This is a genomic window from Pedobacter psychrophilus (assembly GCF_001652725.1).
GTDB classification, from domain to species: Bacteria; Bacteroidota; Bacteroidia; order Sphingobacteriales; family Sphingobacteriaceae; genus Pseudopedobacter; species Pseudopedobacter psychrophilus.
Genome location: NZ_LWHJ01000011.1, coordinates 767,099 through 788,176 on the forward strand (window position 1 = coordinate 767,099; position 21,078 = coordinate 788,176).

Genomic DNA, 21,078 nt, shown 5'->3' on the forward strand with positions numbered 1-21,078 from the left:
ACAATCTGTAAGTTGAATTAAATAAAACCTAGTTAAAGCAAAACAAAATTCTTCACATTAAACAATCAGATTGTAAAAAACTGCCATTTAATAAATCCATATTTTTAGGCTTTGTAATTACATTTACATTTCTTTATTATAAAACAAAGTAATATAATTCATCCCTTTTCCTTCATCAAAACCTTGCTCCAATAATTGCCTATCTCCGTGGATATAAACGTGAAAGTTTTTATCCAATTTCAAAACGGATTTATAACTGCTTTTTTGTTTCATTACAGCTTGTCCGGATATTTCAAAACCTCCGCTTATTGGTGATTCAAACTCTTTCTCATAGCTTTGCACCATATCTTTAAATGATTTTGCAGCTACTTCATTACCAATAACTTCGTTAGAAAATTCATCCATATCAAATTTCTCTTTTTCCTTAAAATATTTCATCGATTTATTGAGCAAATCAATTTTATCAGGATTGGAAATTTGAAAATCATCGTCTATCTTTTCTTTAACAAAGTTTTTATAAAGACCTAAAACATTGGTAGTTTGGTTAAAACTATCATTTCTGATTTTGAGTTTTAGAAAATCATCTTTCCAATAAACTGCAGCTTCAGGTGTTTTATTGGTTTGATCGATAACAGCAACTTTATAGCCTTCCTCACTTTCTGTATTGATAATTAGGCAGCCTTTATCCAACTTTTGGATGTTAATGGCTTCCCGCTCATAAGTCAGGAAAAAACCACCAGCATCTGGATAAACCTTTAAATAAGTTTCTTTAGTCTCCGATTTAAAAATCCCAATCGCTTGATGCAGTTGACCTTCAATTTGGACTTGATCAAAAAAAGCAATATAAACTTCGCCAGATTTTATTTTGGGATGTGTAGAAACATCAAATAAATGTCTGGTAATTTGCTGACTCATTTCATGAAAAGTCTCCGGTTCCTGAAAGCATTTTTTTGCAAAATGATAGATTTCGTTGAGGGCTAAATCTTCGCTAGAATGTGTAAATCGATAAATTTCATTTACTTTTTCAAAAGGCTTTAAAAAGTAAGTCATCAGCAAATTATTCAGCGTTTCATCTTTGATAGATAATTGCGCATCAGAAAGCGTTAAATACTCGTCTTGCGATTTATTGCCAACTTTATGAACGGATAAATTTTGTAGAGAAGTTTCGAAAGATGTAATCATGAATTAAAAATATAGCTCGTTTGCCACTTTATAAGTATTGCAATGCGCATCAACAATGATTTTAATATCAGCAGAATATCCACCACCCATACTCACTTGTACAGGGATGTTTCTTTTTTTGCAAGCCTCAAAAACCAAAAAATCGCGTTGTTTGCAACCTTCAATAGTGAGTGCAAGTTTACCTAATTTATCGCTAGCTAATACATCAACTCCCGAAAGAAAGAAAACAAAATCAGGCTTTGTTTGGTCAAAAAGCTTTGCCAGTTGTTCTGAAATAATTTGTAAATATTCTTGATCGCCAACACCATCGGCTAAACCAATATCCAAATCAGATTTTTCTTTACGGAAGGGAAAATTCTTTTCTCCATGAACGGAAAAAGTAAAAACTTGAGGATTATTTTCAAAAATTTGAGCAGTTCCGTTTCCTTGGTGCACATCCAAATCAATAATTAAAATGGATTTTGCCAAACCTTTTTCTAGTAAATAATTTGCTGCAATGGCTTGATCGTTTAATAAACAAAAACCTTCGCCCCAATTACTACCAGCATGATGCGTCCCGCCAGCCACATTAAAAGCAACACCAAAATTCATAGTAAAATGGCAGCAATCAATAGTTCCTTGAGCAATTCGCAATTCTCTTTCCACCAATTGTGCGGATAGGGGAAAACCTGTCCGTTTTTCTTCCTGATAAGTGAGATTAAGGTTTTTGAGTTTTTCCCAATAAGTTTTTTCATGTGGTGGACAAATCCATTGCTCATCTAAAATCTCTGGCGAAAAAATATTTTGATCTCTGATGATGCCTTCATGTTTTAATTGTAGGGGAATCAACTCATACTTTAACATCGGGAAACGATGTCCTTCTGGCAAAGGATGCGCATAAATTGGGTCGAAAGCTATCTTGAGCATTTAAGTTAGACGTTTTTTTCTTCTAAATTTAAAGTTTAAATAGAATTGAATTCCAGTAAATGCTCCGATTATACCAATTCCAAACCAACATATATTTATGACACCTCTAAATTCAGTCTCGTTTATCTCGGCCCGTTTGAGATAAATTCCTAGAAGTGACCAAATAACCACCAATCCAAAATATCCATTGAATTTTTTTTTAACAATAAAAAATGAAATAGCTATCACTATTAAAATCATTATTTGAGCCCAAACAGATTCTGAAATCCCAAAACCATCCCAACCTATAGAAATCAGATACAAAGAAATATTTGCCACGTTTGCAACGCATAACCACGCAAAATAAATGCTCAATGGAAACTGCGTAAATAGCTTATTATAAAATGATTTATTAATGTCAAAAAGGTCTAACTGAATAAAAATCATCAATAAAGTAATTAATTGGATAATGATTAAAATCATCGACGCTAACAAATACTCGTAGGTAAAAGCGAAAACCCAAAAAGTAGTAGCTATATTATTGATGATAAATAAATAATCTATTTTCAATATCGCTTGGCTAGCTTCTGAACGAACATCATCTTTAAAAGCTTTAATCACATGATAAATAGTAAAACCAAAAAGTGATAAATAAATAACTCCCCATATTGCAAAAGTGATCCCTGCTGGCGTAAAGACCGTTGCATATTTATTAGAAATATCCGCATTGGTAACACCTCCAAATATTTTAAGCTGACTTAAATTAGAAACCGCAAAAGCAATTACAAAGAAGATTAAATTTAAAATAGCTAATGTTTTTACTTTTTTCATTGAGATTAGTTTGTTAGGTGGTTGGTTTGTTAGATGGTTAGCATTGTAGTTATTCAAATTATATGGCTCTTAATTCTTGTATCTATACTCTATTATCTAGTATCTCCCTTCTCGCATCTAACGCAAAGCTTGTCCTAATTTATAAATTTCTTCAAAAGTATTGTATAAAGGAATCGGACTAATTCTGATCACATTAGGTTCTCGCCAATCTCCAATAATATTTTTTTCTACCAATGCATCAAAAGTTTGTTTGCCGTTTTCTTTACAGATGATTGAAAGTTGCGCTCCTCTTTCAGCAGGATTTTTTGGAGTAATGATTTTAAAAATTTCTTCACCCTTTTCCTGATTTATTTCATTAATAATAAATTCTAAATACGCGGTCAACTGAATACTTTTTGCTCTCAAATTCTCAAAACCTGCATCGTTCATAACTTTTAAAGCAGCTTTATGGGTGGCCATTAACAGAATTGGACTGGTAGAAACTTGCCAACCTTCTGCGCCACTTTCTGGGATGAAGCCTTTCTCCATTTTAAATCTTTTATCCAACTGATAACCCCACCAACCTGCTAATCGGTTAAAATCATTTTTAAAATGTTTTTCGTGGACAAATATGCCTGCAATCCCACCTGGCCCAGAATTCATGTATTTATAGGAACACCAACAGGCAAAATCTACATCAAAATCATGAAGGTTAACCGGAACGTTACCTGCAGCATGGGCCAAATCGAAGCCTACCATGGCACCAATTTCATGACCTGCTTTGGTTATGGCTTGTAAATCAAAAAACTGCCCGGTATAGTAATTTATCCCTCCTAATAGTACTAATGCAATTTCGTCTTTGTGTTGATGAATTTTCGAAAGGATATCTTCTGTTCTCAATGTATATTCTCCATCTCGAGGGAAAATTTCTATAACGGCATCTTGATATTCATAACCTCTGGTTTTTACATGAGATTCAATCGCATATTGATCAGATGGGAAAGCGCCACCCTCCATCAAAATTTTAATTTTTTTGCCTTTCGGCTGATAAAAACTTGTCAACAATAAATGAAGATTTACTGTTAAACTATTCATACAAGTAACTTCGGTAGGTTTTGCGCCTACAATTGGAGCTAAAAGTTCTTTTATTTCATCATGATAATTTAACCAGTTTTGATCTCCATCAAACCAACCTTCAACCGCATGGTTTTGCCAAATAGCCAATTGTTTTGTTATTTCTACAACAGCTGTTCTGGGTTGTAAACCCAAAGAATTACCACAGAAATAAATGAGTTGTTCCCCATTTTTTTCTGGAATTAAAAACTCGCTCCTAAAAGAAGCGAGTATATCTTGTTTGTCTAATTGTTGGGCGAAATGGAGATTATTTTCAAATATCATTTTTTCTTATTAACACAAAGAGCTTAATTTAAGCCATAGAGTTCACAAAGATAAAATTGATATGATTAATATTTTCTCTTTTTTCTTTGTGAACTTTCTCCAAGTTCTCTGTGATTAAATATTTTTTAGCTTTACAACTCTATTTTGCCATGCTCGCCTTCGTTATACTGCTCGCCGGTAATTAAAGATTTTGCAGCATTAAATAAAAAAACCATTTTGCTCGAAGTGCTATCCCAATACTCTGCGCTCTGCACATCTGCTTTGATTAACGAAATATTTGGGTCTTCTAAACCTTCTGGAAACCAAACCTTAACCATTGGATTAAATAATTCTTCCATCTTAGCTCTGTCTTTAGAAAGACTTGCATTGGCTTTTAAAACCACGTAATTACTATCATCAGTATTAGTAAAGCTGATGTCTATTTCATTATTCACAGATATTTCGTCAATCTTGCTTGAATACTCTTTAGTGAAAAAATATATCGTTCCACTTTCATCAATTTCCTGGTAAGCCATTGGTCTGGTATGGATTCCTTTATCTTCATTATAAGTACTTAACATACAAATTTTGCTGCCTTTTAATAAGTCTTTTAACTTTTCTAGATTTTCTTGATTTTTCATGATAATTTATTATTTACTGATTTTCAATTTTTTAATCCTTAAGCGTGATTTTTTTGTGTTCACCTTGGTCGTAAGTTTCTCCTTTAACAATTGCTTTTAACATGTTAAACATCACTACCATATCACTTTCTGCAGTGTCCCAATATTCAGCTTTTAAAACTTCTACTTTAAGAAGCGTCAAATTTGGATCAGTTTTGCCTTCCGGAAACCAGGCCTTACAGGCTGGTACCCAAAGTTGATTTATTTTCTCTTGGTCTTGTTCTAAATATAATCTTCCGTTTAACGCGATATAAGTGTTATTTTCTGGATTGGTATAAGTTACAGAAACCCTATTATTTACTTTGATATCATGTACATCCGGAGTATGCTCGTCAGAAAAAAAGAACAGGTTTCCATCTTCATCAAAATCCATAGTATTCATTGGACGACTGTAAAACTCCCCATTTACTTTTAAGGTAGTAATCATAGCAACATTTACATTATCTATCAGTTTGCTAAGTTTTTCTATACTAGATTTTTTATCTGTTGCGGTCATATACGTTTATAAAAAATGTGATTTGAGTTTGATGCTTTTATAGATACAAGATTATTGCCAAACAATTTTTAAAAAGCTTTAAAATTGCGTCAACGATTGAAGAAGCATCCCCCACCAGTAGTCGGTCAAGCTTTTTTGCTTTTTCTACAAAAATGAAACAAAAGAATCCCAAAGCTGTCGGATGAAAGCCGAAATAAAAATTAAACTTATTTTGGTTGAAAGATTAAAAACATTTAATCATTCAAATAATAAATATTAAAAACTAAAATTTACTCATTTAAGAAAAATGAATACTCTTAAATAAGGTTTTTTATATTTGTTAAAATCATAAATAAAATTTAAAAATGGCGAAGAAGAAAGAGCAAGAAGAAAATAAACACGTAGCAGTAGTCAACAAAAAATCATTAGCATTTCTAGAAAAATATATCAATAACCCATCTCCAACCGGATTTGAGTGGGAGGGACAAAAACTTTGGTTAAATTATATTGAGCCTTATGTTGATGAGCATTTTGTGGATAATTATGGAACTGCAGTAGCGGTGATCAATCCAAAAGCTAAATATAAGGTAGTTATTGAAGCACATGCCGATGAAATTTCCTGGTTTGTAAATTACATTACTTCTGATGGTTTAATCTATGTGATTAGAAATGGCGGTTCTGATCATCAAATCGCCCCTTCTAAAAGAGTAATTATCCATACGGATAGTGGCCCTGTAACCGCTGTTTTTGGATGGCCGGCAATTCATACTCGTCATGGTGGCGAAAAGGAGGAAGCACCTGCACTTAAAAATATCTTCTTAGATTGTGGTTGCACATCTAAAGATGAAGTAGAAAAATTAGGAATCCATGTGGGTTGTGTGATTACTTACGAGGATCAATTTATGGTTTTAAACGACCGTTATTATGTTGGAAGGGCTTTAGATAATAGGATTGGTGGTTTTATGATTGCTGAAGTTGCCCGTTTGCTTCATGAAAACAAAAAGAAACTAGATTTTGGTTTGTACATTGTTAATGCGGTACAAGAAGAAATTGGCTTAAGAGGAGCAGAAATGATTGCTAACAGGATAAAACCCGATTTAGCCATTATTACCGATGTTACCCATGATACTACAACTCCAATGATCAACAAAATTACCCAGGGTGATTTAGCTTGTGGTAGAGGTCCCGTACTTTCTTATGCGCCTGCTGTTCAGGTAAATTTGAATAAACTTTTACTAGAAACGGCTCAAAAAAATAATATTCCTTTTCAAAGACAAGCTTCTTCCAGGTCTACCGGAACTGATACCGATGCTTTTGCTTATTCTAACGATGGTGTTGTATCTGCATTGATTTCTTTATCGTTAAGATACATGCATACGACTGTAGAAATGGTACATAAAAACGATGTTGACAATGTAATCAGCTTAATTTACCATTCTTTGTTGTCCATTAAAAAAGACCACGACTTTAGATATATTAAATAGATATTAATGATTTTAAATAGAATAAAAAAGTGTGTACTACCCACACTTTTTATTAATGCTATTTATTTTTTTGGAATAAATATAGCATTTGCTCAAGAACAATCTGGCTATCAAAGGCCTCCAGAATCTATAGCTCAAATTGTTGATCAATCTATTTCAAGATCAGTAATCTTAAGTGGAAGAAGTAAATTTATGGCTATTTTAGAAGAGCCCGGTTATCCATCAATTAATGAAATAGCTGCTCCTTTCCTAAAGTTTGCAGGTTTAAGGGTTAATCCTTTAAACTATTCTAATAACCGCTCTTCATTTTTTTCTTCTTTAAAATTTAAAGAGTTAAATAGTAAGGATGAGTTTGAATTGCAAACCATCCCAAAAGATGCTCAAATTAAAAATGTTACATTCTCTCCTGATGAGAATAAAGTAGCTTTTACAATAACTACTAAAACAGAAATAGAACTTTGGGTTGGAGATTTAATTTTAAAAACAACAAATCGTTTAACTTCTTTTTCATTAAATGATTCTTACGGAACTATTTTCAAATGGTCGCCAGATAGTAAAACAATTTTGGCAAAGTTTAAATCTGAAGTGAAACTTATAACTCTTTTATCTCCAGATTTAAGTGGTCCAAATGTTCAGGAGAGTACGGGTAAATCCTCACCAAACAGAACTTACCAGGACTTATTAAAAAATACAAACGATGAGCTTCAGTTTGATTACTATTTAACCGCACAATTAAAATTGATTTATTTAGATGGACAATCTGTTAATTACAGTCGTGAAGCCATTTATAAATCATTTGATTTCTCTCCTGATGGTGAATTCGTAATGCTTTCTGTAATTCATAAACCTTATTCTTACGTAGTACCCATTGGTAATTTTCCTTATAAATTAGAAATTAGGGATAAGTACGGGAAATTGATTCAGGATTTTGCAGATGTACCTTTATCAGATAATTTACCTCAGGGTTTTGATGCCGTAATTACGGGTCCAAGAGAATTTGAATGGCGATCTGACAAACCTCAAACAATTTTTTGGGCCGAAGCCCAAGATGACGGCGACCCAAATAAAAGAATAGGTGTAAGAGATATGCTATACACCTCAAAAGCTACCGAGCCTTATGTTAAAAAACAAAAACTAGCAGAATGCTATTTAAGATATCAAAATATTGATTGGGGAGATGATCAATTAGCAATAGTTACTGAGCGTTGGTGGAAAACTAAAGCGGAAAGAAGGGTTTTTATAAAACCTGGTAACTTAAGTTATAGGGTTAACCTTTGGGATAGATATTCTGAAGATTCCTACTCTAATCCTGGTGATTTTGTGAAGGTTAAAAATGAGTATAATAAAGATGTCCTTTTAATGGATTATAATATTTTAAGAAGAACTGCGGATCCCAACAATGTAAATATTTTCTCTATTTCCGAAGGTTCTTCTCCAATTGGTGATAGGCCTTTTCTACTACAATTTAACATCAAAACAAAAGTTACGGATACTTTATTCCGCTCCAGAGCGCCATTTTATGAAAAACCTATTTACTTCGATAATAAGAATAATTTAATAGTGAGCAGGGAAACCGTTTCAGAACCTCCAAACTATTTTAATTTAGATTATCGAAAAGGCAAAGCCGAACAACTAACATTTTTTAAAAATCCATACCCTCAATTATCCAATATAATAAAACAGCAGCTCAATTATAAAAGGGCCGATAAGCTAAGTTTAACCTCAACCCTATATTTGCCAGAAGGATACACAAATACCAGTGGGAAATTACCAGTTTTAATGTGGGCATATCCAAAAGAATATAAAACTGCTGCCGCTGCGGGGCAAGTGAAGGGATCTCCATTCAAATTCAGCAAAATATCCTGGGCTTCCCCAATTTATTGGGTAACCAGAGGTTATGCAGTAATGGACAACGTAGATATGCCAATTGTAGGCGAAAGCAACGATTATCCAAATGATACTTTTATTAGTCAATTGAAAGAAAATGCAGTAGCGGCGGTAAATAAAATTGTAGCAATGGGAATTGGAGATGCAAATAAAATTGCCGTTGGAGGTCATTCTTATGGTGCTTTTATGACTGCTAATTTGCTTGCACATACAAATCTTTTCGCTGCAGGAATTGCCAGAAGTGGAGCTTATAATAGAACCTTGACGCCAAATGGTTTCCAAGCAGAAGAAAGAACATATTGGCAAGCGCCTGATTTATACTATAAAATGTCTCCTTTTTCTTATGCAGATAAAATTAAACAACCTTTATTATTGATCCATGGCGAGGCTGATGATAATTCTGGAACATTCCCTATACAAAGTGAGCGACTTTATAGTGCATTAAAAGGTTTTGGAGCAACAACCAGATTAGTATATTTGCCTTATGAAGCACACAGTTACAGAGCAAAAGAAAGCATATTACATATGCTTTGGGAAATGGATAACTGGTTAGAAAAATACGTAAAAAACCAATAAACTTAATTCTTTATCAAGCCAAATCGATTTAGAAATGTAAATTTTTGGAATGATAACTGGGTAATAAGAAGTAAATTGTTAAATTATATGGATCAAAAAAATCCATTTTGAAAATTATAAATATTAAGTAATGAGAAAACCAACCTTATTGATATTAGCCGCCGGAATGGCTAGCCGTTATGGTAGCATGAAACAAATAGATGGCTTCGGCCCAAATGGCGAAACTATTATTGATTATTCTATTCACGACGCAATAAAAGCGGGATTTGGAAAAATAAGTTTTATTATAAGAGAAGAATTTTTAGATAGCTTTAAATCTATTTTTGAGCCTAAACTTAAAGGTAAAATTGAAACTGATTATATATTTCAAACCTTTGATTTAAAGAAATATGGAATTGAAAAGGATATTGAAAGAGCAAAACCTTGGGGAACTGGACATGCTATTTTAGAATCTAAAAATCAAATTCATGAACCTTTTTGTGTAATCAACGCAGATGACTATTATGGTTATGAAGCTTTTAAAAATATGGTAGAGTTTTTAACTACAGAAGCTGGCCCTAATAAATATAGTATTGTAGGTTATAAAATTGGTAATACGCTTTCAGAAAACGGTTCTGTTTCTCGTGGTGTATGCCAAACGAATGCGGAAGGAAACATGACAGAAATTAATGAGCGTACTAAAGTTTATCCAAAAGATGGCATTATAGTTTATGAAAATGAAGATGGAAGTACACATCAATTAGATGCAAGTACACCGGTTTCTATGAATTTTTGGGGCTTTACGCCTGAGGTTTTTGAGGTAACTGAAAAATTGTTTTTAGATTTTGTAAAGGTTAATGAGAACAATCCTAAAGCAGAATTTTTTATTCCGCTTATTGCTGATTATTTAATTAAAAATGATGTCGCAACTTTTAAAGTTATACCCACAGATGCAAAATGGTTTGGTGTAACTTATAAAGAAGATAAAAACATAGTACAAGAAAATATCAATAACCTAGTTAAAAATGGTACATATCCATCTCAACTTTGGTAAATAGTACTAAAATGCATACATAGGTAAAACCGCAATTTATTTAATTGCGGTTTTTTTATGTTGTTTAAACCATTTAAACATAATTTAAATTATAAAATTAGCCCATAATCTCTTTTTGGCAAAGTTTTGACACTAAGTGTTGCAACAATTAAAAAAAGATTATGAAAATAAATTTAAAGAAAAGTATAATGCTGCTTGGAGCAGTAACAATGGCAAGTTTTACATTTGCACAAGAAAATATGCCAATGTCTACCTCAATGAAAGTTGATAATAGTGTAGCTCCGTTTTCTGGTGCCTCAGCTTACAGAACCTGGTCTTTTGGTGTAAATGGAGGAGTAATGGCACCAGCAGTTGTAACTGGTGGTAATAATGATTTTTCTAATTGGGAAGTAAATGCAGGTTATGGTGGTTACCTTAAAAAGCAATTCACTCACAATTTTGGATTACAAGCTGATTTTTTTAGAGGAACTTTAAAAGCTGATAATACAACTTCAAATACTGGAGGTCCTGTAACGGCTAACACACCGTATTCTAATTACGAGACTGAAATTAAATTTAACGGTACATTAAGTGGTGTTTACAACATTGCTAATTTTAGTATCTTAAATCGCCAGAGTTATGTAACTCCTTATATTTCTGCTGGTGCAGGTATTATGGGTTTCCAACCAACAAGAACAGATAACGCCGGGGTAACTACCGAATTAAATGGTGGTGAAAACTATCATGAATTGGTTGTTCCTGTCGCTTTAGGTTTAAAGTTTATGATCTCAAAGGGGGTTAATTTAGATTTTGGTTACAAAATGAACTTTGTAGATTCTGACATACTAGACGGATACTCAAGAGCTCCAGGAAATGATAAATTTTCTTATGGTTACGGAGGTTTAGAATTTGCGTTAGGAAGTAAAGCAAAACCACAATTGGCATTTACAAACCCAGCGGCATCTTTAGAAAAAGATTATGTGGCTAAATACGATGATTTAAAAGCTCAATTAGAAGCTTCTAAAAATAACACTGAGGTTAATGCTTTAAAAGATCAGGTTAATAAATTAATGACTGATTCTGACGGTGATGGTGTTTCTGATTTTTATGATAAATGCCCAAATACACCAAAAGGAACTGCTGTAGATGGTGCTGGATGTCCTTTACCTAAAATGGAAGCTCCAAAACCTATAACTTATATCATAACTGAAGAAGATAAAAAAGTGGTAAGTGATGCTATTAAAAACTTAGAATTTGATTTAGCAAAATCCACCATTAGACCAACATCTTATGCTACATTAGATAAAGTTGCTAACCTAATTGTATCTAAAAACTTAAGCTTAAAATTAGCTGGACATACAGATAGTCAAGGTAGTGATGCTTTAAACATGAGATTATCTAAAGATAGAGCAGAATCTGTAAAAGCATACTTAGTAAGCAAAGGTGTTAATTCATCAAGAGTTGAAGCAACTGGTTACGGGGAATCTCAACCAATTGATAATAATACTACTGAAGCAGGTCGTCAAAATAACAGACGTGTAGAATTTACATTATTTAATTAATTATATCATACCTATGATAGGAAAGACTGACCGAAAGGTTGGTCTTTTTTTATGCTTAAAATTTTAAGGATTGATATTTATAATCAATAAACATTAGACAATAATTTGGGCTTTTTATCCGCCAGTTAGCGGATTTCACTCTATCTTTTCTAAACTTGCATTATGGCTATGACAAAAAAAGCTTGCCCAAATTTCAGGCGGGACACCTTTTCAATCGTTAACGCAGAAAATAATGTTATCGAGATAAGACTAAAATACTCGCTCTTATGAATTTTCCGAAGCTTATTTAATTTGTTAGGTATTTTTAAATCAAAAACTCAGGATTTTCTCTCAATGCAGTTCTTTCATTAAAAACAACTTTCAATCTTACCTTCTTTAGCAAAAAATAAAATATAGTCCCGGTAATCAAACCCAATCCACTTTGAATGATGACTGTATTTTGAACACCGATATGATTTGCAGAAAAACCCGCAATAAAACTTCCAATTGGCATCATACCTTGAAAAGCCATAGCATAATAGCTGATTACTCTTCCTCTCATTTTATCATCTACGTGAGTTTGGATAAAGCTATTAGAGCCAGAAATTTGTATCATTTGTCCAATACCTGCAAAAAGTAAAAAGATTAAACTTAAACCTAACCAGGGAATGAAGGAAAAAAATAGTAAACTACCTGCAAATATGAATATTGAAAATATAATGGTTTTAGGCAAATTCTTTAATTTTTTTGCACCTGCTAAAAAGATAGCTCCCCCTAGGGCACCTAATCCAATAGCTCCTTCTAAATAACTTAATGTGGCTGCATTACCCTTAAATATATCTTTTGCAAAAATAGGAAGTAAAGTAATGATTGGCATTAAAGAAAAACTTACACAAGTCATTAATAAAATCATTAAAGTTAAATCAGGTTTTGTTCTTAAATAATGGTATCCTTCTTTTAACCCTTCCCATACGCTTGATGTGGTTTTTTCAATCAGTTTTGGTTTAATATTTATTAAAAGCAAAGAACCAATAACCGGAATAAATGAAATTGTATTGATTAGAAAACACATCCCTTCACCAACCCAACTGATTAATAATCCAGCAACCACAGGTCCAATTAATCTTGCTAAATTTACCATGCTGGAGTTTAAGGCAATAGCATTTGGAAGATCATTTTTATCATCAATAAGTTCAATCATTAAAGATTGACGAGATGGTATATCGAATGCATTGATACACCCTAGTAAAATACTTAATAAAAGTACACCAGTTGTACTATAAAATCCTCCTAAAATCATAAAAGCAAGTAATCCTGCTTGTATCATTGAGGCTACTTGTGCAATTAATAATATTTTATATCTGCTATGTCTATCAGTAAGTGCGCCTCCATAAGGAGAAAATATTAGCGCTGGTATTTGTCCTGCAAACATCACTAATCCTAATAAAAATGCAGAATGGGTAATGTCATAAACTAACCAGCTCACCGCTAGCCTTTGCATCCAAGTGCCAATTAATGAAATAGATTGACCAGCAAAATAGAGCTTAAAATTGCGTGATCTTAAGGACCTAAATATAGCTGATATGTTTACTGATGCCATTGTAGAAGAGACAAAGATAAACCACTTTGGTTTTAAAATGATTTTATATAATTAAAATAGCAAGGAACTAGGATTGTAAAAACCACCATTAGAGATAGTTAATCCTATTAAGATTAACCTTGAAACATCACTAAAAAAATTCTATAATTTAGTTAAAACTGATCAAATAATAGCTTAACTAGTCTTAGGTTTCAAACTTTTCATCGCTAAAAAAACAGAAATAAAAACTAAGATGGCACTTAATAAAAATGGAGCGCCTGGAAATAAAATGGGATTACTTTTATCAGTAAAATAAGCAAATATAGTAGTCATTAACGGAGGGGCAAAAATGGTTGTTGCACTCATTAAGCTGGTTAATGCACCTTGTATCTCGCCCTGTTCATTTGCGGGTGCAAAGCCACTAATGATACTTTGTAAAGCTGGCCCTGCAATTCCTCCTAAGGAATAAGGGATGATAAAAACAAACATCCAAAACCCACTTGGCGCAAAAGCGAAGAGTAATAAACCCAAGCTGTAGAAAGCTAAGCCTATATAAAGACTCTTATCCTGTCCAAATTTAGGAATTGCCCAACGTATAATTCCAACTTGTACTACGCCAATCATCAATCCAATAAAACCTAAAGAATAGCCAACCCAAGCCTCGTTCCAACTAAACTTTTCCATTCCATAATAAGCCCAAGTACTTTGTAAACCATTCATTGCGGTGTACATTAAAATCAAAACAATGATTAAACCACCCATTGCTGGATATTTTTTCAATTGCAAAAGAGAGCCCATAGGATTTGCTCTTTTTAATTCAAACGGTCTTCTTTTTTCTACAGGTAAAGATTCTGGTAATACAAAATATCCATAAAGTGTATTTAAAAGGCTTAATCCGGCGGCGGCAAAAAACGGGATTCTAGAACCAAATTGACCTAAAACGCCACCTAAAACAGGGCCTAAAATAAATCCAAGTCCAAAAGCAGCTCCAAGTATTCCAAAATTTTGTGCTCTTTTATCTGGGGTGCTGATATCTGCAATGTAGGCAGATGCTGTCGTAAAACTTGCCCCCGTAATGCCGGCAACAACCCGTCCTACAAACAGCCACCAAATGGTAGGAGCGAAGGCTAAAAAGAGATAATCTATTCCAAATCCAAATAGAGAGAATAATAGAACTGGTCTTCTGCCAAAGCGATCGCTTAAATTTCCAAGTATTGGGGCAAATATAAACTGCATAATAGCGTAGGCAAAAGTTAACCACCCACCATAACTAGCGGCATCGCTTAAATTTCCATGAATTAGTTCTGCTATTAGTGTAGGTAAAACAGGAATTATGATTCCTAATCCTGTAACATCAATCAATAAAGTGATAAAGATGAAACCTAATGCGGCCTTGCCATTTTTTGCCATAATATTTATAAAAGCAGATTTTTAAAGGTTAATAAATTTTATTTTTTAAATTTTCCTTCAATCAAATAATCGTTTAAACCTAGTAAGATTACTTTTTGGTGCTTTTTAATTTGATAAAGAATTTCATTACGGTAGATTAAAGTTTCTTCACTATGATATAAAAGATTATCAACTCTGGTTTTAATAATTATTTCTTTAGGCTTTCCATTATTTAAAATTATATGGATACTTCTGGTTTTTAAATCTTCATATTTAGCTCGATAGGCAATTTTACTGGTAGTAGAATCTTTGGTATAACTATCTTTCCATGCAGATTTATTAATGTCAGCATCTATAAAAAGTGCAAACTCATTTTTCCAATCCGTTATTCTGATGTTTTTTTCTTCTTTAACACCATTTTTGGATACAGTTTTTTGGATGATTTGCTGCTTATCATTTAAACTATCCGTTAAATTTTGGAAATAGCTTTTAAGGTCAAAATAATAGATTTTTCTAGCCTCGTCTTTTTTACTACCTGGAGTACATCCTAATATTAAAAAAGAAATGATGATGATTTTGCTGAGATTCTGCATTTAGATTAAAGACAAACCTCCCATTTCTTTTGGTTGTTCAATTTTTAATAATTTTAAAATTGTAGGAGCTATATCACCCAATTTACCATCATTTAATGTTTTGTAATCTTCATCAATTAATATACATGGAACTAAATTGGTAGTATGAGCGGTATTTACTGATCCATCTGCATTAATCATGTAATCTGCATTGCCATGATCAGCAAGAATAATAAAAGAGTATCCATTTTTAATTCCTGCTTCTACTACTTCCTTTGCACAAGCATCAACAGTTTCTACAGCTTTTATAACAGCTTCAAAAACTCCGGTATGCCCAACCATATCTGGGTTGGCAAAATTTAAGCAAATAAAATCAGCACTTCTTTTCTCTATTTCAGGGATGATTGCATCCCTAATTCCTTTAGCGCTCATTTCAGGTTGTAAATCATAAGTAGCAACTTTTGGCGAAGGAATCATCAACCTATTCTCTTTGTTAAATTCTGTTTCCCTACCTCCGCTAAAAAAGAATGTAACGTGAGGATATTTTTCTGTTTCAGCAATCCTGATTTGTGATCTATGATTTTGTTCTAAAACCTCTCCTAAAGTATTAACTAAATCATCCTTAGTAAACATTACATCTACCCCTTTAAATGTGTCATCATATGTGGTCATGGTAATATAATGTAGATTTAAGGGTATCATATCATATTCTGGAAAAGCTTTTTGTGTTAAAGCTTGAGTAATTTCACGACCTCTGTCTGTTCTAAAATTAAAACAAATCACCACATCTCCATCGGTAATTTTAGCTATTGGATTGCCATTCTCATCAGCCTTAACAAGAGGTTTTAAAAATTCATCGGTTATGCCATTTGCATAAGATTTTTTTACGGCTTCAATTAAATCATCAACTATCTCTCCTTCTCCTTTCACCAATAAATCATAAGCTAATTTTACCCTTTCCCATCTATTATCACGGTCCATAGCGTAATATCTGCCAATTGCAGAGGCAATTTGTCCACTCGATGTTTTTAAATATTCATTTAAATCTGTTAAAAAACCAACGCCAGAATTTGGGTCTGTATCTCTTCCATCTGTAAAAGCATGAATAAAAACCTGATTTAATCCAAAAGCTTTTGCAGCATCACACAAACCTTTAATATGTTTGGTATGTGCATGAACTCCGCCATCAGAAACTAAACCAATTAAATGGATTTTCTTGTTATTATCTTTTGCGTATTTGAAAGCGTTTTGTAAGGCTGGGTTGGTATTAAAATCACCATCGATTACAGCTTTATTTATACGTCCAAGTTCTTGATAAACAACCCTTCCCGCACCTAAATTCATGTGGCCAACCTCAGAATTTCCCATTTGTCCTGCGGGTAAACCAACTGCTTCGCCCGATGCTTCTAACCTGGAATTTGGATAATTTTTTATGCAGCTATCAAAAAACGGAGTTTTTGCTGCTAATATGGCATTAGAAGAATCGTTTTTTCCGTATCCCCAACCATCTAATATTAATAATGCAACTTTTTTATCTTTCACATCACAAATATAAAATTTATGATTGATTAGGTTTTAATTCCTATTCTTTTTATTAAGGACCGTTTCAAAATCTAAGGAAAATAAAAAGCCATTACAATTTAAATTGTAATGGCTTCCCTTAATTATTAAATGTAATTAATTTTTTATTTTATCTAAAACCCTATCAATTCCGGTTTTTATTTTTTGTAAAGCATCGCTTATTGCAACATGCATCTCGTTAGATGTAGCACTTGCAAAAATAGGATCGTGATTTTCAATTCTTGCTTCAATATTACATTTTTTATCATCAGAACCACCTCTTCCTGCATTCTCATCACTTAAATGAACTTCTATTCGGGTAACATGCGAATCAAATCTTTTTAATTTCTCATTAAATAAATCTTTAATATAAGAAGCGAAATCTTCTTTTCCATCAATGTGATTATCAGTATTAACTTGTATCGTCATCATAATTTTAATATTTATAATTTTTGTTCAATTTACATACCATTTATTATAATTCATTTTAAAATAGTAAAAATCATTTCCAGATTACTTAAATAAATAAAAGGCATAAATGTTGCAATTAGGAAGTTAAATCCAAAAAAATGAAGTTAAAACAACTAATCGCATTAATATTTATTTCATCAATGTTGCTAATGTCCTGTTCTAAGGGCAAGCATGAGGAGTTCGGAAGAAATTTAGCTAAAGCTTTTAAAAGCAGGCAGTACAAAAATTTTGATACCGAAGCTTATAATGAAGTTTTTAAAGCTGAATTAAAAAAATTAAAACCAGAGTTACATGATCCAAATTGGATTACTAAAATTTACAACGAAGAAAACAATGATAATGGATTAACCTTAGTGGGCGCATTTTTAATAAATGGTAAATTAGATAATTTACACCAAAATTTATTGAATGCAAAATACCACGGATTAAATCCTGAATTTTTTCATTCAGATAAAATAACGGAATTACTAAATACAGTTAAGACAAAGAAATTTAAAAAAGTAGAAGAAAGTTATCCATATTTAGCACAATTGGAACTTTATTCTGCCGATGGATTAATCAATTATGCTAATATTTTAAAATATGGGGCGGTAAATCCTAAAACTGTTTTAAGTAGTTATTATGTAAGTGTAGAAAGACCGGATTTTATAGATGCAGAAAAAACTTTGGATCTTTTAGATTTAGATAAATTTTTGGAAGACTTGCAACCTAAAAACGGTTATTACCAAAGACTTTCAAACCTTTTGATAAATGATGATAAGCCAGAAACTGTACAGAAGTTATCATCTGAGGATAAGCAAAAGATATATCTATCAATGGAGCGTTTAAGATGGCCAGTTAAAGAATATAAAGGCAAATATCTATTGGTAAACATTCCTGAATTTACTTTACGCTTAATTGATAATAACACTACAGATTTACAAATGAAAGTATGTGTTGGAGAAGCTGGAGGACACGAAACACCTATTTTAAGTGGAATGATTGATAGAATGCAAGTCAATCCTGTTTGGAACATTCCTGAAAGCATTGCATCAACAGAAATAATTAGTAGCTTAAGAAAGGATTCTTACTATTTAGAAGCAAAAAATATGGTTGCTTATAAAAATGGAGAATTGGTTAATTCGCCTACGGTTGACTGGAATAGTGCCGATGTTTCTCAATATTCTTTTAAACAAAATCCAGGTGCCGATAATTCTTTAGGACAAATAAAATTTATTTTCCAAAATCCATATGCTATTTATTTGCATGATACTCCTGCTCAAGCTATGTTTAAACAAGATATGAGAGCAGTTAGCCACGGATGTGTTAGGGTTCAACAACCTATGCAGTTACAAGAGTTTTTATTAAACGACAAATCAAAATCTGAGGAGATAGTTAAAGAAACTGAGGCTGCAGCTAACGGAGCAAAGGCTGAAGCAAGATGGGTAAAAATTAAAGATCCAATACCTGTATTTATATCTTATTATACCGCATGGTCAGATGATGCAGGAAATCTGGTTTCTTCTAAAGATGTTTACGGATATGATAAATTATTAATGCCGAAATTTAAAGCATATATGGCAACATTATAATTTTGGTTTGTATTTCAGTTTAAGAAATAAAATGATACTTGCTAATATTAAAGTAATTCCATTAGCAACCATAGCAGGAGTATCACTTTTCATATAACCATAAATTAGCCATAAAAAAACTCCTACAGTAAACATTAAATACATCGAAAGCGAAATGCCTTCGGTGTTTTTTGTTTTAATGATTTTTATGGCTTGAGGTAGAAAAGAGAATGTTGTTCCAAAGGCAGCTAAGAGACCAATTAAAGTGATGAAATCCATCTATTTTTTATCAAAATCTAAACGGATTGAGAATACATTACTATAAAGTCCATCACTTTGATTTCCTATATCAGTTAGTGCATAATCAATTGAAAAGTTTTTAATTTTTATTCCAACCCCTAGATTTGGTTGTACGCTATAGTTTTGCTTACCATCAAAATCTGTAATTTTTTGAATGTTACCAACTCCTGTTCTTAAGAAAACAACTTTTTTATAGTTAGCTTCAAATCCCAAAGTTGGATCAATACTTACAGGGTCTGCAGATATTAGTACGTTTCTTTTACCATCCGTAGTAAAATTGAAATTAGCTTCGGTTAATAAACCAATATTTTTTGAAAGTTGAGCATCATACCCAGCTCCTAAAACAATCCTTGGCAATGTAGTTTCTGTAGAATTTTTCGGAATATCATTTCCGGTAGCGGTATAAATACTAGAAAACTTATCTGGGTTATAACTCCATGCGTTAAAGGTTGTAGTAATATCTCTTCCAACGGCTGCAAAAGTGAATTTATTCAGTTTATATTGTGCTCCAACATCAATTCCAAATCCCCAGGATTTTCCATAATCCCCAACTTTTCTATGAATAACTTTAGCATTTGCTCCATAACTTAAGCCATTTCCTCCCTCTTTTCTACTTTTCGAATTTCTTGCATAACTAAACAAAAAGGCATAATCTGCAGCAGAGAAAGACTTTACACGATCGTAATTTATATTTCCATCGGCATCAATTAACTCTGATGTATCGGGAATGTCATCCACACCAAATCTTATTAAAGATGCACTTACCACCGCAGTGTTATCCGCTACAAAAGTTGCGAAACCAGCATAATCATATTTAGCAATTCCCGCAAAATATTCGGAGTGCATTAAACTAGCCTGGGTTTGAGATTTCATGTTTACCAAACCAGCAGGATTCCAGTATCCAGAAGTAACATCATCCGTAGAAGAAACTACAGAACCAGCCATCCCGAATGCTCTGGAACCAACACCAATTTGCAAAAACTCATTAGAATATTTTCTTGTTTGAGCAAAAATTAGGGCAGGTAAAAATAAAAATAAACAGGTAGTAAGACGTTTAATCATTAATTTAATTGTGATTCAATCAGTTCAAATATAGGAAGAAATTCTCCTGATAATTTACTTTTATAAAGTATTAAACTTTTGGTTAAGCTTTGTTCCTGTTCTTCAGTAAATGGATTTTGCCATAACCTCATACAAATTCTTTTTAAAGCATACGTAATTTTCTCTGGATTGGTATAGCTGAACAAAAATTTTTCATTCTTAAACATTGTAAAGAACCTAAAAAATTTTTCGGTATCCTCAATTCCATTCAAAAATAGAAACTGTTCTAAAACGTTTTCATCAACTCTGTTAATTAAATCATAAAATTTATTAACGTCTATCAAATTTTCGGAAAGTAAAAAACCATCAAGTAATAATTCTAAACTTATATGTCCTAAAAAGAAAGGTTTAACAGGCGATTCTATAATAGCTTCTCGTATTTTTAATTTTATTTCATGTTGATGATGATAAAAAAAAGAAGAACTATGGAATAATCTATCAACCAGCAAATGTCTTTCCCAGCCTTTAATTAGAGATTTTGATTCATCATTGTCAGTAAATAATTGAGCGTTTTTTTCAAGATGAATGTTCCATGATTTATCTGCATTTTTAATTAAATCGGGCAAAACCATTCCTAAAACCTCATAAGGATTGCTGTTGTTTCTATCAAAATAATAATGTGATAAAAAATTCATAGTTATTAATCA

The 21,078-nt window shown here is 32.4% G+C and carries 19 protein-coding genes; 5 read left to right on the plus strand and 14 right to left on the minus strand.

All coding sequences use genetic code 11. The features are described from left to right. Positions 1–123: 123 nt before the first annotated feature. The 6 genes from A5893_RS03800 to A5893_RS03825 all read right to left on the minus strand — a co-directional run bounded on the left by A5893_RS03800 (position 124) and on the right by A5893_RS03825 (position 5,430). On the minus strand, positions 124–1,182 hold the full coding sequence (locus A5893_RS03800; RefSeq protein WP_068821200.1) for a nucleoid-associated protein: 1,059 nt from the start codon (positions 1,180–1,182) through the stop codon (positions 124–126). Between the two features lie 3 nt (positions 1,183–1,185). Next, on the minus strand, positions 1,186–2,088 hold the full coding sequence (locus A5893_RS03805; RefSeq protein WP_068821201.1) for a histone deacetylase family protein: 903 nt from the start codon (positions 2,086–2,088) through the stop codon (positions 1,186–1,188). Beyond that, entirely contained in the window at positions 2,089–2,898 is an 810-nt protein-coding gene (locus A5893_RS03810; RefSeq protein WP_068821202.1) for a hypothetical protein, read from the minus strand. A 117-nt stretch (positions 2,899–3,015) separates the two neighbouring features. After that, the gene (kynU, locus tag A5893_RS03815; protein WP_068821203.1) at positions 3,016–4,275 is read right to left on the minus strand and encodes a kynureninase; all 1,260 of its coding nucleotides are present in this window, start codon (positions 4,273–4,275) and stop codon (positions 3,016–3,018) included. 131 nt (positions 4,276–4,406) lie between these two features. Further along, positions 4,407–4,895, minus strand: a complete 489-nt coding sequence (locus A5893_RS03820; protein WP_068821204.1) for a pyridoxamine 5'-phosphate oxidase family protein — start codon at positions 4,893–4,895, stop codon at positions 4,407–4,409. Between the two features lie 31 nt (positions 4,896–4,926). After that, positions 4,927–5,430 carry a pyridoxamine 5'-phosphate oxidase family protein gene (locus tag A5893_RS03825; RefSeq protein WP_068821205.1) on the minus strand — a complete coding sequence of 168 codons (504 nt, stop codon included), beginning with the start codon at positions 5,428–5,430 and terminating at the stop codon, positions 4,927–4,929. Between the two features lie 344 nt (positions 5,431–5,774). Between A5893_RS03825 and A5893_RS03830 the strand changes: the two genes are divergently transcribed. The 4 genes from A5893_RS03830 (at position 5,775) to A5893_RS03845 (ending at position 11,930) form a co-directional block, all read left to right on the plus strand. Next, on the plus strand, positions 5,775–6,893 hold the full coding sequence (locus A5893_RS03830) for a M42 family metallopeptidase (RefSeq protein ID WP_068821206.1): 1,119 nt from the start codon (positions 5,775–5,777) through the stop codon (positions 6,891–6,893). Positions 6,894–6,899: 6 nt separating this feature from the next. Beyond that, the gene (locus tag A5893_RS03835; RefSeq protein ID WP_068821207.1) at positions 6,900–9,356 is read left to right on the plus strand and encodes a S9 family peptidase; all 2,457 of its coding nucleotides are present in this window, start codon (positions 6,900–6,902) and stop codon (positions 9,354–9,356) included. Between the two features lie 130 nt (positions 9,357–9,486). Further along, positions 9,487–10,389: a sugar phosphate nucleotidyltransferase gene (locus A5893_RS03840; protein WP_068821208.1), complete on the plus strand. Its 903-nt coding sequence runs from the start codon at positions 9,487–9,489 to the stop codon at positions 10,387–10,389. A gap of 161 nt (positions 10,390–10,550) precedes the next feature. Further along, positions 10,551–11,930, plus strand: a complete 1,380-nt coding sequence (locus tag A5893_RS03845) for an OmpA family protein (RefSeq protein ID WP_068821209.1) — start codon at positions 10,551–10,553, stop codon at positions 11,928–11,930. 304 nt (positions 11,931–12,234) lie between these two features. Here the strand turns inward: A5893_RS03845 and A5893_RS03850 are convergent, their stop codons facing one another. From A5893_RS03850 to A5893_RS03870, 5 genes are all read right to left on the minus strand, one after another. Next, complete coding sequence (locus A5893_RS03850; RefSeq protein WP_068821210.1) at positions 12,235–13,509, minus strand: MFS transporter; 1,275 nt, start codon at positions 13,507–13,509, stop codon at positions 12,235–12,237. Positions 13,510–13,683: 174 nt separating this feature from the next. Continuing rightward, the gene (locus A5893_RS03855; protein ID WP_068821211.1) at positions 13,684–14,898 is read right to left on the minus strand and encodes a TCR/Tet family MFS transporter; all 1,215 of its coding nucleotides are present in this window, start codon (positions 14,896–14,898) and stop codon (positions 13,684–13,686) included. A 38-nt stretch (positions 14,899–14,936) separates the two neighbouring features. Next, the gene (locus A5893_RS03860) at positions 14,937–15,470 is read right to left on the minus strand and encodes a hypothetical protein (RefSeq protein ID WP_068821212.1); all 534 of its coding nucleotides are present in this window, start codon (positions 15,468–15,470) and stop codon (positions 14,937–14,939) included. Continuing rightward, positions 15,471–16,991 carry a 2,3-bisphosphoglycerate-independent phosphoglycerate mutase gene (gene gpmI / locus A5893_RS03865; protein ID WP_068821213.1) on the minus strand — a complete coding sequence of 507 codons (1,521 nt, stop codon included), beginning with the start codon at positions 16,989–16,991 and terminating at the stop codon, positions 15,471–15,473. Between the two features lie 135 nt (positions 16,992–17,126). Beyond that, entirely contained in the window at positions 17,127–17,441 is a 315-nt protein-coding gene (locus tag A5893_RS03870; protein ID WP_082911305.1) for an HPF/RaiA family ribosome-associated protein, read from the minus strand. A gap of 188 nt (positions 17,442–17,629) precedes the next feature. Here A5893_RS03870 and A5893_RS03875 point away from each other — a divergent pair, with 188 nt between their 5' ends. Beyond that, a complete protein-coding gene (locus A5893_RS03875; protein WP_232456792.1) occupies positions 17,630–19,051 on the plus strand; it encodes a L,D-transpeptidase family protein in 1,422 nt (473 codons plus the stop codon). Here A5893_RS03875 and A5893_RS03880 read toward each other — a convergent pair. The 3 genes from A5893_RS03880 to A5893_RS03890 are packed head-to-tail and all read right to left on the minus strand — an operon-like array spanning position 19,046 to position 21,066. After that, positions 19,046–19,309 (minus strand): SemiSWEET transporter, encoded by a 264-nt coding sequence (locus A5893_RS03880; protein ID WP_068821216.1) that lies wholly within the window; start codon positions 19,307–19,309, stop codon positions 19,046–19,048. The two genes, A5893_RS03875 and A5893_RS03880, sit on opposite strands and share 6 nt — an antisense overlap. Continuing rightward, positions 19,310–20,392, minus strand: a complete 1,083-nt coding sequence (locus tag A5893_RS03885) for a putative type IX sorting system protein PorV2 (RefSeq protein ID WP_068821217.1) — start codon at positions 20,390–20,392, stop codon at positions 19,310–19,312. Continuing rightward, entirely contained in the window at positions 20,392–21,066 is a 675-nt protein-coding gene (locus A5893_RS03890) for a hypothetical protein (RefSeq protein ID WP_068821218.1), read from the minus strand. Before A5893_RS03890 ends, A5893_RS03885 begins: the two co-directional genes overlap by 1 nt. Positions 21,067–21,078 lie beyond the last annotated feature (12 nt).